The following is a 13723-nucleotide window of genomic DNA, read 5'->3' as shown; positions in this document are numbered from 1 at the left end:
GCTCGCGCTTTTCAGGCAGCGTCTCCTTCCAGCAGGAAGTCCAGCACCGTGCGTGCATACACATCCGGATGCTCGACGTTCGGCAGATGAACGGCCGGCAGCGTCACCAGGCGAGCGCCCGGTACGGTCGATGCGATGTACTCGCCATGGCTTGCCAGTGTGACGGTATCGTCCCTGCCAGCAATCACCAGCGTGGGGCGATTGATCAGCGCGATCGTGCGTCGCATATCGTTGTCGCGCACCGCCGCATAGGAGCCCGCTAACCCTTGGGGTGCCGTTGAAAGCAGCATTTCGCGGAACGGTTCGATGTCGGGATGCTTTGCTTCGAGCATGGTGGCCGGAAACCAATTGGCCAGGAATGCCTCCGCCACAGCCTCCATGTCGGGCGACGTCTGCAAGGCTGCGATGCGTGCATCGAACTCGCTGACGGGCCCCAGGTGGGCTGACGTATTGCTCAAGATCAGTTGATCGATGCGATCCGGTGCATGGATGCCCAGCCATTGCCCCACCAGACCACCGAGCGACAGGCCGAGGAAATGCGCGCGCTCCACGCCGAGCGCATCGAGCAACTCGATGACGTCACTACCCAGACGATCCATGGAATAGGCACCCGCAGGCGCATCCGAGTTGCCATGGCCGCGGGCGTCGTAGCGCAGTACGCGAAAGTGCTGGGTCAAGACGGGAATCTGGCCGTCCCACATGTGCAACGTCGTAGCGATCGAGTTCGACAGGACAAGCACGGGTTTGTCGTCGGCGCCGTCAAGGCGGTAGGCCAGGCGATATCCGTCGCCGGTGGTGATGAAAGTGGTGTCGTTCATGGCACATCGCTCCTTAGCATTGGGGCCGAGCCGGTGCTCGGTTCGGGAGGAGATGCTAGTCGCGGCCACTTCTGGTAGAAATTACAAAGTTTTGAATAACTATGTAGGTTTTTCAAACATGAGCGCCTTCACCCTGCACGACCTCCAATGTTTCGATGCCGTGGTCAAGGCCGGCGGCTTTCAGGCCGCCGCTCAGGTCATGAACCGTTCGCACCCGGCCGTCTTCGCCGCCGTCGCCAAGCTCGAGCGGCAGCTTGGCTTCGTGCTGCTGGAACGCGGTGGCTACCGCGTTGAACTCACCGCAGCGGGCCGGTCTTTTCATCGCCGCGCGCAGTCGCTTCTGCAGGAATTGGAGAGGCTGCACGCCCACACGGCGCAACTGGCCATGGGTGCGGAAAGCGAGTTGCGCGTGGTCATTGGCGACATGTGTCCATTGCCACAGACCTTGCGCTTGCTAAGCCGCTTTTTTGCGCAGCACTCCAGCACCCGGCTGCACCTTCATTTCGAAGCAGTGACCGGGCCCTGGGAACGACTCTTCAACGACGAGGCCGACCTGATCTTTCATCGCGTGGACAAGCACGATGCGCGAATCGAATGGATCGACCTGTGCCCGGTGTCGTTCATTCCGGTAGCGGCGCCCGGCTTCCTGCCGTTTCGCCCCAGCCGCACGATAAAGCGCGATCAATTGCGCGAGCTCACGCAATGCATCATGCGCGATACAGCGCAAAGCCCGGAGTCGCGCGACCACTTTGTGGTGGAAGGCGCGCCGCAATGCACCGTCGCCGACCAACTCATGAAGAAAGAAGTCATCCTTCAGGGCATGGCCTGGGGGCACCTTCCCCGCTTTTTGATCGAGCAGGAACTGCGCGACGGCACGCTGATCTCCCTCGCAGGCCGATATCTGCCCGGCGGCGTAGAAGATCTGGTAGCCGCCCGTCGCCAGGACCGTCCACACGGGCCCGTGGCGAATCAGCTCTGGCAGCTTATCCAAGAGCACGCAGCGCAATGGCGCGAATCACCGGTGCGCTAAGAAGCGGGGAGGATGTCAAATCCGAATCGCGTTCCGGCGCCCCCCTGAGGGAACGCGCCGGACGGCCGTGTTCTCAATAGTGTCATCCACCTGACACACAATCAGGAGCCGCCCGCCCATGTTGGGCAATGAAGGGCTTCTCAGTCGTGCGAGCGCAGCCGGTACGCGCTAGCTCCGGCGAAGCCCACCTGATTCGTGCGCCCCAAGGGAGACATCTTGAGAATTCTGGTGATTGAAGACGACCCGAGTACGAGTGCGCATATTGCCTCCGTACTGTCGATGGAGGGATGGCAGGTTGAAAGCGCACCGGATGGACATCGGGGCCTTTCGATGGCCACGACCCGGGACTACGACGTGATTGTGGTCGATCGCATGCTTCCACGCCTCGATGGCATGTCGGTGGTGCGTGCGATACGCCACCACGGCCGTCAGTCCCCCTTGCTCATGCTGTCTGCGCTCAGCGACGTTGACCACAGGGTCGAGGGGCTGGACGCAGGGGCGGACGATTACCTGGCCAAGCCCTTTGCGCGCTCCGAGCTTCAGGCGCGCATCAACGCGCTGACCCGGCGACTGCCCACGTTCAACGGACGAACGAAGCTTGTGGTCGATGATCTCGAACTCGATACGTTCAGTCGCGAGGTTCATCGGGCAGGCCAGCGCATCGAATTGCAACCGCGTGAATACCGGCTGCTGGAGTACCTCATGAGCAATGCCGGCAAAGTAGTGACGCGATCCATGCTGCTCGAGCAAGTATGGGGTTTCTACTTCAGCCCCGGCACCAGCCTTGTGGAAACACACGTCAGCCGGCTTCGCTCCAAGATCGATCGCGGCTTCCGGTCATCGCTTCTGCACACCATTCGCAGCGTGGGATATTGCCTCCGTGCCCCCGACTAGTTTTCTTCGTACGGTTACCTTTCGCATCGCCCTTCTCCAAGGCGTGCTTTTCGCGGCGGTAGTGGCTGGGTTGTTCAGTTACGTCTGGGGCGAGGTACGCGATTACGTCGAGGAAGAAGCGCATCGCTCGGTGGAGGTGGAGACAGCAAGCTTGCTGCAGGCCGTGCACGACGGCACGCTGGCAGCGCAGATCCACCAGCGCATGACGGCCGTACCTGTCGGCCAGGACTACTACCTGCTTTCCAGCCACGATGGCACCAAGATCGCCGGCAACCTGATTTTCTCGCCGAAAAAAGCCGGCTGGCAGACGTTGCCGCTGACCGGCGCAGAGGGTAAGCATAAGTGGCATGCCAACCACGTTGAACTTCTGGTGACACCCCTGCAAGGCGGCAATTGGCTCACCGTCGGCCGGGATAATCGCAACGCCGGCGAGTTGGATGAAGACCTGTCGCGCTATTTCCGTTTCAGTGTGATCTTCATGGTGCTGTTCGCCACGCTGACGGGCGCACTCGCGGGCTACGTCTTCGTCAAACGCGTGGATCGATTGGGAGGCGAGGCGGAACGGATTCTCACCGGCGACGCTTCGGGGAGCATCCAGCGTGTGCCGGGTGGCGCCGAGTTCGCCCGATTGGCCGGCAGGCTCAATCGCATGCTCGCGCGCATTCACCTGCTGATGGATAACATGCGCCAGGTATCCAACGACATTGCGCATGATCTGCGCACGCCGCTGACCCGCTTGCGCCAACGCCTGGAGTCAGCCCGCCTTGGAAAACAGGATGCGGCCACGCTGGCGCAAGCGATCGATGATTCCATCGTCGATGTCGATGATGTGCTGACTACCTTCGGGGCGTTGCTCCGGATATCGCGCATTGAGGCCATGGAGCGACAGGCCGGGTTTGCGCCGCTGGATCTATCGGACCTGTTCGCCTCGATTGTTGACGCCTACGCGCCGGTGGCCGAGGACCATGGCAAACAGGTCATCGCCGATATCGCACCGAGCGTGCAATCACGCGGTGATCGCGCGCTACTGACGCAAATGCTGTCGAATTTGATGGAGAACGCGATTCAACACACCCCGCCGGGCACGATGATCGCCGTATCGCTTCGGCAGGAATCCGGCGAACTGCTCGGACGTGTCGAAGACAATGGACCCGGCATTCCGGGCGAGCATCACGAACGCGTATTTCGCCGCTTCTTCCGCCTCGACAGCAGCCGTTCTTCCGCTGGATCGGGGCTTGGGTTGGCACTTGTCGCCGCCGTGGCCGACTTGCATCGCATCCTGCTCGAACTATGCGACCGCCGTCCGGGACTGGCGGTCACGATGCGCTTTCCTTTGACCTGACGGTTCACCGGACTGCTCGATGCGCTTAATCCGCCGCAGAAGGTGCCGGTGCGTATCCATGAACTGGAAAACCAGCGGGCTCACGCCTTCGTGCTTTTGGATGCTTTCGCTGGACGGGCTGCCGGCGTCTTTTTGCTGGACTTCTTCTGATTGAATTCAATCGCAGCCCGAACCAGCTTTTGCAAAGCGCGATCGTTAACCTTGTCGCCTTCGAGGTAATCGATGGCTCGCCATTTGCCGCCGTCGAGACCCGCATTGAAGAGCTTGTCAGGGTCAGCAAGCTGCGCACCGTTATAAAAGGTGACTTTCACCTTGCCCTTGTGGGCATTGGCGACCGCGATAATGCCGTCGCGATACCACACCGGGCTGCCCTTCCACTTCCACTCTTCGACAATCTCCTGATCGGTAGCAAGAATGTTTTTGCGGATGCTGGCAAACGTTTTTCCACGCCAGTCGGTAAGTTCCGAGATCAGTTGATCAATGCGCTCTGATGGATTCATGAAGTCGCTTCGCATTCGGGTCAGGTGGGTGTGATCACGCGCAACCGGCAGCGACTCGATGGCCCTTGAAACATGAGCCTCAGCAAACCACTGGCGGCATGACGGGTACTCTCGCCAGTATTCTACGAATCGAGCACGGTCGGCCAGTCCCGGGTATGACCGTTCATGGAAGCGCGCCGCTTCTATACCAAGGGCTATGCCGGTCAAGCTGCCCCGTAGTGAATAGCGCCGAAGTAAACCTGCGCCTCGCGGGCTGAAAGCGCGGGTGCGAGAAAGTGCCCTTGCAGCACATCACAGCCCATCTTGGCGAGCAGCGTTGCCTGCGCCTGCGTCTCGACACCTTCCGCTGCGACTTCCATACCGAGCTGGTGACCGAGCGCAATGATGGTGGTTGAAATGGCCACGTCTTTGAGATCGAGCGGCAAGCCATTGATGAAGCTCTTGTCGATCTTCAGTTTGTCGATGGGAAACTGACGGAGGTAAGAGAGGCTGGAATAGCCCGTACCGAAATCATCCAGTGACAGACGCGTACCCAGCCGCTTGAGGCCACCCAGCGTATCGCGTGTGCGGGTGACGTCCTCCATCAGTGCGCTTTCGGTCATCTCGATTTCCAGCATGCTGGGGGGAATGCCATGCCGCTGAAGCATGTCGGCAACGCTCTCGGCCAGCCCGGAGCGCATCAATTGCTGCGCCGACACGTTGACGGCAATGATGAAATCGCGATGGCCCAGTTCGAGCCACGCACGCGCCTGGCGACAAGCCGTGTCCAGCACCCACACACCTATTTCCGGCATCAGGCCAAGCGCTTCGGCAATGGGAATGAACCTCGCCGGCGGCAGTGGGCCAAACTGCGTGCAGTTCCAGCGCAACAAGGCTTCGAACCCGATCAGGCGCAGTCCGTTGGCCGTGTGTTGCGGCTGGTAGTAGAGCTCCAACTCCCGGCGCTTGATGGCGTCCTGCAGGCGTGAACCGAGCAACACCCGGTCTTCCAGCTCCACCATCTGCGCCACCGATAGCTCAGCGAGCTGATCGCGGCCATCTCGCTTGGCCTGAATCATCGCGGCCTCGGCGCGGCGAAGCAGATCCTCCGAGGTTCGCCCGTGATGGGGATAGTGGCTGACGCCGACGCTGGCGGTCAGCATCAAACGGTAATCGGCACTCTCCATCGGGCCAGCCACCACCGCACGCATGCGTTCGGCCAGCTCGCGAGCCAGCGCAGGCTCGACTTCGGGCAGCGCAATCACGAACTGGTCACCTGCGATGCGCGACATAAACGCCTGCTCGGGCAGCGCCGTCTGAAGACGGACTGCGAGCCGCTTTAGCACCTCGTCTGCCGCAATATGGCCAATCGATTCGTTGACCACCTGAAAGCGATCCAGGCCAATGACCATCACGGAGAGCAGTGAAGGCTCATCGCGCAAGATATCGGCCAGGTGATGCTCAAACAGCAAATGGTGTTTGAGGCCGGTGATCGCGTCGTGGGAAGACGCATAGGCAAGCTTGTCTTCCACCGCGCGCCGCTGGGTAATGTCGCGGGCCACGGCGTAAAGCAAGCCATCGGGCGCGGCGAACGACACCCACTCCAGTATGCGTTCGCTGCCGTCCTTGCAGAAGCAACGAGAGACGAACTCGCGAATGCTGCGCGTTGCGCCATGCAAGGCCGGACCACCCCATCGTGCGTGCTCGCCTTTCTCTTCCAGGAACAACTCTCGATAGCTTCGGTTGGTGAGCTCATCGGCGTCGTAACCGGTGAGCCTCTGCAGCGAGGGGTTGAACTGGATCAGCCGATCCGCCACCGGATCGACGATGCAGAACAGTTCAAGTGACATGTCGAAGAAGCGATCGCGGACGCGCAACCGCTCGATGAGCTTGGCGCTCTCGATGGCGACGCCCGCAATGGGCACCATGCGGTCGATGCTTTCCAGTTCATCCAGACGAGGCTCACGCGGCTCGTTGAAGTACACAGCAAACGTGCCAAGCACCCGCCCGTCGCTGCCCAGCACCGGCGTCGACCAGCACGCGCGAAGGCCATGGGCCAGCGCGAGCGCTTTGTAGTCGGCCCAATAGGGGTGCGTTTCAATGTCGCCCACCACCACGCGTTCGCGGCGCCACGCGGCGGTGCCGCATGAACCGCGCTGGTCGCCAATTTCCAGGCCGTTCAACAACGCGCTGTAGGCCTGGGGCAGGCTGGGGGCGGCGCCATGAAGCACGTGTCTCCCCTCGTCATCCAGCAGAAGGATGGAGCACAACGCACCCGGGTTCAGCGACTCGTGCAGCCGCGCGATGCGATCCAGGCTTTCTGATAACGGGTGTTGGGCCGCAATGCCGACCAGAATGTCGTGTTGCCCCATGGCCAACTGCTGCGATCGCTTCTGCTCGGTGATGTCCTGGCAGGCGACCAGCACGCGCTTGGGATGGCCATGCTTGTCCAGCTGCACCAGGCCACGATGCCCGAGGATGCGCATGGTGCCATCCGGTAGCGTCACCCGCGCCTCAAACTCAAACGGTTTTTGATCGCTGCGCGCCTGCTCGAACAACTGTGCGGCATACACCCTGTCATCCGCCTGCAAGCGTGACAGGTAGTCGTCGATAGTGGACTCGTACGGGGCGACCGGCAGGTCGTGGATGCGGCAAAGCTCAGGCGACCAGAGGACCCGGCGGGTGGCGACATCCCACGCCAGGGTGCCGACGTGTGCCATTTCCTGAGCGCGAGCCGCTATGGGCGCATCGCTGCCCGGCTGATCGGCACTGTACGTCTCACCCGTATCGCGGCTACCCATAACGTGCTTGACCCTCGAAGCAAGACGCCCGGCTAACGGCCGCAGGTTACGCCGTAGTCAACGCGCCACGCAATGCAACGCAGCGGTAACAGGTAAGGAAAACGTGACGATGGCCTTCACCTTTGCCATCGGCCATCGTCACATGACAAATAGACGCCCATATCAGGCGGCGTTTCCGGATCATCACCACGTCGCATCGCCTGAGCCCCTGACAAGCCGATGCACGACTGAGACTTCGTTCTCTTGCAGGTGCTTGCAGGGACTGGCTAGATTGGCGGTATCACGGGGGGAGTCGCATGGCGTTGCGCAGCATTGCATCTCGGCTGGCCCTGGGCGTGCTGACAGGAACAGCACTGGTGGTCGTCGCCGGCGGCTACCTGCTTTTTCGCGCCATGGGTCATCAAATTCTCGAGCAGACCCACCGGGAATCCGCCGATCTGGCTCACGACGCCGGCAACCGTATTGAGCAACGCCTCGACAAAATCACCGACACCGCCCAGATGCTTGCCGCCCTCGTCGGCCCGCGGCCCGATGATGCGCCATCGCTGGTGCACGACGCCGTGCAACACAATCCGGATCTGGCAGGCCTGTCGGCGGCGTATATCCCGCATTCGGCGGCCGCTCTGGCCGCCGGCCAGTCACCCTTTGTAAGTCGTGGCGACGATGGCTCGCTGACCACACGCGACCTGCTGCATGACCCGGCCCCGTATTGGGATCGCCCGTGGTTCCGCCACGGGCTGACCTGCACTACAGGCTGTTGGGAGCAACCGTTCTTCTCGCTGTCGCGGCATCGCAAGCTGGTCAACTACTCGGCCACCATCATGGCCGGCGGTCAGGCCGTCGGCGTGCTCAATGCCGACGTGACACTGGAATGGCTGCAGAGCGTGCTCGAGTCGCTCAAGAAATCCCCGGGAACGCGGGCTTTCGTCATCGACCAGCAGGGCAACTACCTTGCCAGTGATGATCCCAGCCTGGTGGGCCATCCCGTACAAGCCGACGTTCTCAGCGTGCTGCGGCGGTCGCCTGCCGATCCCCTTCGATTAGTGACCTCGCAACACGCGCAAATCACGGAACCCGTGTGGATCTATCAGTCACCCATCAAGGGCACGCACTGGTTGATTGCGCTGACGGTGCCCGAGTCCAGTATTTACGCCGACGTGCGCCAGGCGTTTCTGCTCGCACTGATGGTCGGCGGCCTGGCACTACTGGTGCTCACCGTCATGACCTTTGCCATCACCCGCCGCATCATGCATCCACTGGGCGTGCTGACGGATCGTGCCGAGCATGTGGCGCGCGGCGCGCTCGATTTTGCACTGCCGAAAGTGCGCCGGCGCGATGAGGTAGGCCGGCTGACCGATGCGTTCGATCGCATGCGCACCGAGCTGGCCCAACACATGGCCGAGCTGACGCGCGTGGCGCGCGAACAGCAACGCCTCGCCAGCGAACTGGAGATTGCTCAGCAGATCCAGACCGCCTTGCTGCCCGGCGCGCATTACCTCGACGCCCGCTGCAAAAATTTTGAACTGCATGCGGTGCTGAAACCAGCGCGAACGGTAGGCGGCGATCTGTACAGCTACTTCATGCTGCACGACCGGCGCTTCTACATCATGGTGGGTGATGTGTCGGACAAGGGTATTCCCGCCGCCCTGTTCATGGCGCGCGCCATCACGCTCGCCAAAGCCCTGGCCCCGCGCGCCCGCTCGCCGCAGCAGCTGTTGCATCTGCTGAATCAGGAGCTTTGCCGCAACAATGACGGCTGCATGTTTGTCAGCCTGCTGTGCGGCTTGCTGGATACCGTCACCGGCAATCTTGCACTGGCCAGCGCTGGCCACGAGCCACCGGTGTGGTGGGGCCAGCATGCGCCACGTTTGCTGGAACTGGACACCGGCCCTGCACTCGGGCTCGATGAGGAAGCCACCTACCCAACGCACCGGATTCGTTTGCGGCCCGGCGAAACCCTGCTCATGTACACCGATGGCATCACCGAGGCCACCGACCACGCGATGACCATGTATGGCCAGGAGCGCATGCTGGCCTGCCTCACGCGCCAGGTTGCCGAAGGTGGTCAGGATCCCGTCGACACCCTTGTGGCCGACGTTGAACATTTTGCGGCCGGCCAATACCAGGCCGACGACATCACTGTGCTTGCACTACGCTGGCATCACGATGGGACTGAACGAGAGGGGTCCATGCTCGATATCACCATTGGCGCTTCCCTGACCGACGTGTTCGACACGCTCGAACGCTGCGACGAGGAGATGCTTGCGGCAGGCGTGGAACCGGATGTGCAATCGGATGTACGGCTGGTCCTCGAGGAGCTGATGGTCAACATGGTGGAGCATGGCAGCGGCACAACGGATGACCGCACCATCGAGTTGCGCCTGACCGCCGCCGATGATGCCATCACCGTCGAGTTGCACCACGACGGGCAACCGTTCGATCCGTTGCAATCACCCGCACCGTTGCTCACCGGCGATATCGCCGATACCGAAAGCGAAGGCGGCCTGGGTATTCATCTGGTACGTGCCATGGCCAGCGACTTTCATTACGCGCACGACGAGCTGGGCAATCATCTCCAACTACGTTTCATCTACCCCAATCGACCGGAGCAGGATCATGACCTTCAGTCTGCGAGCTGACCATGTATCGCCACAGCGCTCCACCCTGCACTTGCATGGGCGGCTCGACGCCATGACATTCGGCCAGTTCGATGCCGCTGCGGCGGATGTGCTTCATCAGATGGCTACGGGAAGTACCGTGGTGCTCGACCTTTCCTTACTCGAGTACATAAGTAGCGCGGGTCTGCGCAGCATCGCCAGGATCCGCAAGGCGATGCGGGCGCGCGAGGGCCACACGTTGCTGTGCAACCCGCAGCCACAGGTGCGCAAGGTGTTCGAAATCGTCAAGGCCGTACCCGTGAACGATGTTTTCGCCAGTGTGCAGGAGCTGGATGACTATCTCGATCATATGCAGCGAAAGATCGTGGACGGTCTGGGCGAAGCTGACTGACCGGCGCACATCTTGAATCGATGCCATGGGCGACTCAGGTCACGCACCGCGCAGGCCATTCGCTATGGGGCGGCAGCGTACCGGGCTGTCATAGATGCCGCTGAAGCGCTGATATCGAACGAGCATGGAAAGCTAGCCCGGGAGATCACCTGTACATCGGCATTTCCTGGACGCAACGCAGCATACGGCACGTTAAAGCGCCAAATAGACGTCCGATGGGTTGACCACCCCTTTCACCCTCCGCGTTGCCAGGCATCGGCCAACTGTCACAGGGCACGAGACTTAGTTGATGCTACATTCGGCGCCGATGCTCAACACCTGAGCACGTTACCAAGAAAGGGGTCCCATATGATGAAAGCCCTGTCGTCTCGCGCATGCCTAGCCGGCCTGCTGACTCTCGCGCTGTCGGGTGCTGCTTTTGCCGCCCAACCACCCGCCTCCGGTCTTGGCCAATCCTGGCCCAACGCATCGGACGTAAGCAGCAGTCCTAACTTTCACGCCTATGTGTTTGTGCTTGGCGGCATTCAGTACGTGCAAATCAATGACGTCAACGGCAACGTGCTGGGCGCCGTGGGCACGTCCAATGGCCAGTTCATCACGCTGCCCATCGGACGCTTCTCGCAGCAGGTAGCCACGCCGCAGCAGGCACCTGCCGCATCGACGTCGGCAGCACCGGTCGCTGCGCCTACGACGGTCTATCAGGACACGGCGACGCAGGTGACGGCGACGCCGTTGAGCGACGGCACCATGCAGTTGAAGGCGATGGCTGCAGGCTGCGACCCGATTGAGTGCAACACGCGCTATCAGTAAAACGCCGGCCGTCCATGTGACGGTGGTTGAACTATAGCGGCGGTCATGCCGTCGCTATAGTTCGGGATCGTGAAGGATCAGGCTGATCCGCTCACCGGCTGCTGTCGCCCTGCGGCGCGCCGTTCCTTCGAAAGCCTGCGCACGATGCTGGATGGCATCGAAGCCCATACCGCTGCAAGCCAATCGCACCATCAGGTCGTCCGGGCGAGCATGCGCACCACGCGCGTCATTCGCCTGACTGTCCACGCAAAGCACCGCCCAGCGGCGCCCCTGGAACATGCCGCCACGAATGCGCAGATGAATATTGCTGGCGTTGTGCTTCGTGCAAACCAGCACTATGCATTCGCAGGCAAGGCGATAAAGCGCGATGTGGATATTGGACGAAAGACGGCTCAGTCCGCGCCCTTCGATTTCGCACCAGTACGACACGCCGACTTCTTCGAGCCCACGGGCGATGGAACCCTCGCGCAGCGCCGCCGGAAGGCCGCGCTCACGCCAGATGGTGGGATAAAGGCTGTCGGAAAGGCGGAACAGCTGCTCCTGCGCAACCGCCGCCTGCCGCATATAGCTGCGCTCATCCACCACTGGCACCGTATGGCGCAAGCGCGTGATCAGATGGCTGTAACCCACCTTGACGGACTCACGAATCTGTTCGACCGCCTGCGACACCTGCCGCAGCTGCATCTCGCTGATGTAGATGTTGCGTTGCGCGACGGCAAGCGCGAACCGCAGTTCAGCGCGTTCCTCGCGGTCGCGATGATTGAGGACGGAAATGCGCGCACCCAGCAGCAGCATTGAGGTGATCGCAAAGGCAATGAACACCTGCGCCTGCAACGTACCCGGGTCGTACTTGGCGGGCATGGTCAACACCACCGCGATGCTGGCCGCGGTGCCACCGATAGCCGCGCCCTGCCAGCCGTGACGCACCGCCACCCAGATCACCGGCAGGAACATGGCCATGCGCGCCGCCTCGCGCGCCGTTTCGCTGCCGGCATGGAAGCTCAGCCAGACCAGCAAGGCCAGGGTGGGCAACAACGTGGACATGCCTTCGAGCAGCAGCCGGCTTTCGAGGAACTGGCCCCACCGGGCGCCCTTCGGTGTCACTGCCAGGCACTCGCGAACCCACACGACGACAGGTGCCAGTGTGAGTACGCCAAGGAAATTGCCAATGAACCAGCGCGACGACACCACATCCCAATGCAGCGGCGGATAGCCGGCAGGCAACTTGGTCACCGCGAGCGAGGAGAGATTGCAGACCGTCCAGACCACCGACACCAGGAACATGCACAGCAGCAGCACGCCCATTTTCACGGTCGACGGGCCGGGGAAAATACGAAGACGCTCGCGGCACCAATAGACCACTGGCATGGCCACCACGATGGGGGGAATGGCTGCCACCAGCGACCAGAGCCAGCCAAACTGATCTATGCAGGTGATGCCTAAGTACGCGAGTGGTGCGAGCTCACCCACGGCCAACGCCGGCCAGTAGCGGATAGGAACAAACAGCAGGGCGCACAGCCGGAATCCGGCGAAGATCACCCAGTGCGAAAACGAAATTTGATGCAGGAGCGTAAAACCGGCGGCATACCCCAGCGCCGTTGCGACGTGCGCTATCCAGGCACGCCCCCCTGTTCCATTTCGCATCTCAGGCTACCCCTTAGCTCAAGAAGACACTCGGTCGGCGGTTCCCACAAGCGAAGCGCCGTACAAAGGAATGGATCCAATAAGCTTCACGGTGAAGAAATGGTGAACCCAACCCTACTCCATGGTGGGAAAGCGCGACATTGTCGCCCACGATTTCCCTGAGTTTCGCAGCCTGCCGCCTGCTCCGCAAATGCCTGATTGCCCCCTGTTCTGACAGAAGGACGACGTCTTCACGACGGCATGCTTGAAATGTGCTCCACATCACATAAATGGCCATCCCTGCCAGCCCGCCCGACCCTTGCATCGCTACGGCGTCACCGACGAGTACAGGCGCTCAGGTAAATAGCCGCGCAGGGCCGCCGCATCGAGATGGACGAGGTTCTTGTCCACCTCCAGCATCACACGTTCACGTGTCGGGCCATCCAGACGTTCCCGCAGCGCACCAAGAAAGGCGGGCGCGGCGATCAACACCAGCGCGTCGAAATGGCCGTCGTTACGCCCTTTCAACAGGAACCTGGCGAGCTCCAGGGCGAAGGTGGCGGTTTCCTGGGCGGTTGCTGTGGTATCCGGAGTCTCCGCATGCCGGCCCGGCCCCATCCGGTCGAATCCCCGCCCCGGTCGATCTGACACCAGTTCCTGATCCAGCAGGCGACCCTCGGGATGGATGAACGACTCCCGTTCCTGCAGCGGCCCCATCGGCTGGCTCGCCTGAAACACGCGCGCCACGGCACGGTTGGCGACCACAATCCACACTGTCTTTTTCATCGCGCGCTCCCAGATGGTGCACCAGGAAGGCAGGCGGCGTGACACACCAGACATGGGTGCGCCGCCGGCACATTCGTGCCGTCCCCAGATTCTGCGCGTAGGCGTCAACCGCGCGTGAGGTCCTGCGAATG

11 protein-coding genes are annotated in these 13723 nt (G+C 61.7%); 6 read left to right on the top strand and 5 right to left on the bottom strand.

The genetic code is table 11. From position 1 onward, the window contains the following. Window positions 1-11 precede the first annotated feature (11 nt). On the bottom strand, window positions 12-818 hold the full coding sequence (pcaD, locus tag OQE56_RS13615) for a 3-oxoadipate enol-lactonase (protein WP_267225106.1): 807 nt from the start codon (window positions 816-818) through the stop codon (window positions 12-14). Here pcaD and OQE56_RS13610 point away from each other — a divergent pair. From OQE56_RS13610 to OQE56_RS13600, 3 genes are all read left to right on the top strand, one after another. Continuing rightward, window positions 817-1848 carry a LysR family transcriptional regulator gene (locus tag OQE56_RS13610; protein ID WP_267225104.1) on the top strand — a complete coding sequence of 344 codons (1032 nt, stop codon included), beginning with the start codon at window positions 817-819 and terminating at the stop codon, window positions 1846-1848. The two genes, pcaD and OQE56_RS13610, sit on opposite strands and share 2 nt — an antisense overlap. Window positions 1849-2064: 216 nt before the next feature. Further along, the gene (locus OQE56_RS13605; protein ID WP_267225103.1) at window positions 2065-2742 is read left to right on the top strand and encodes a response regulator transcription factor; all 678 of its coding nucleotides are present in this window, start codon (window positions 2065-2067) and stop codon (window positions 2740-2742) included. After that, entirely contained in the window at window positions 2729-4084 is a 1356-nt protein-coding gene (locus OQE56_RS13600) for a sensor histidine kinase (RefSeq protein ID WP_267225101.1), read from the top strand. Before OQE56_RS13605 ends, OQE56_RS13600 begins: the two co-directional genes overlap by 14 nt. A gap of 80 nt (window positions 4085-4164) precedes the next feature. Here OQE56_RS13600 and OQE56_RS13595 read toward each other — a convergent pair whose 3' ends face one another. Then, on the bottom strand, window positions 4165-4584 hold the full coding sequence (locus OQE56_RS13595; protein WP_267225099.1) for a DUF1801 domain-containing protein: 420 nt from the start codon (window positions 4582-4584) through the stop codon (window positions 4165-4167). 203 nt (window positions 4585-4787) lie between these two features. Further along, the gene (locus OQE56_RS13590; RefSeq protein ID WP_267225098.1) at window positions 4788-7364 is read right to left on the bottom strand and encodes a bifunctional diguanylate cyclase/phosphodiesterase; all 2577 of its coding nucleotides are present in this window, start codon (window positions 7362-7364) and stop codon (window positions 4788-4790) included. A gap of 296 nt (window positions 7365-7660) precedes the next feature. Between OQE56_RS13590 and OQE56_RS13585 the strand changes: the two genes are divergently transcribed. The 3 genes from OQE56_RS13585 to OQE56_RS13575 all read left to right on the top strand — a co-directional run bounded on the left by OQE56_RS13585 (window position 7661) and on the right by OQE56_RS13575 (window position 11183). Next, window positions 7661-10003, top strand: a complete 2343-nt coding sequence (locus OQE56_RS13585) for a SpoIIE family protein phosphatase (RefSeq protein WP_267225096.1) — start codon at window positions 7661-7663, stop codon at window positions 10001-10003. Beyond that, window positions 9978-10373, top strand: coding sequence for an STAS domain-containing protein (locus OQE56_RS13580; RefSeq protein ID WP_425601630.1), 396 nt, complete (start codon window positions 9978-9980; stop codon window positions 10371-10373). Before OQE56_RS13585 ends, OQE56_RS13580 begins: the two co-directional genes overlap by 26 nt. A gap of 348 nt (window positions 10374-10721) precedes the next feature. Then, on the top strand, window positions 10722-11183 hold the full coding sequence (locus OQE56_RS13575) for a hypothetical protein (RefSeq protein ID WP_267225092.1): 462 nt from the start codon (window positions 10722-10724) through the stop codon (window positions 11181-11183). A 54-nt stretch (window positions 11184-11237) separates the two neighbouring features. Here OQE56_RS13575 and OQE56_RS13570 read toward each other — a convergent pair whose 3' ends face one another. Together OQE56_RS13570 and OQE56_RS13565 are read right to left on the bottom strand one after the other, a co-directional pair. After that, window positions 11238-12827, bottom strand: a complete 1590-nt coding sequence (locus OQE56_RS13570; protein ID WP_267225090.1) for an MASE1 domain-containing protein — start codon at window positions 12825-12827, stop codon at window positions 11238-11240. 306 nt (window positions 12828-13133) lie between these two features. Continuing rightward, window positions 13134-13592 carry a host attachment protein gene (locus tag OQE56_RS13565; protein WP_267225088.1) on the bottom strand — a complete coding sequence of 153 codons (459 nt, stop codon included), beginning with the start codon at window positions 13590-13592 and terminating at the stop codon, window positions 13134-13136. Window positions 13593-13723 lie beyond the last annotated feature (131 nt).

Origin of the sequence: Dyella silvae (assembly GCF_026421305.1) — a bacterium.
In the GTDB taxonomy this organism is placed as follows: domain Bacteria; phylum Pseudomonadota; class Gammaproteobacteria; order Xanthomonadales; family Rhodanobacteraceae; genus Dyella; species Dyella silvae.
The sequence above is the reverse complement of the archived record's forward strand: the minus strand, read 5'-3'. Positions and strand labels throughout refer to the sequence as shown.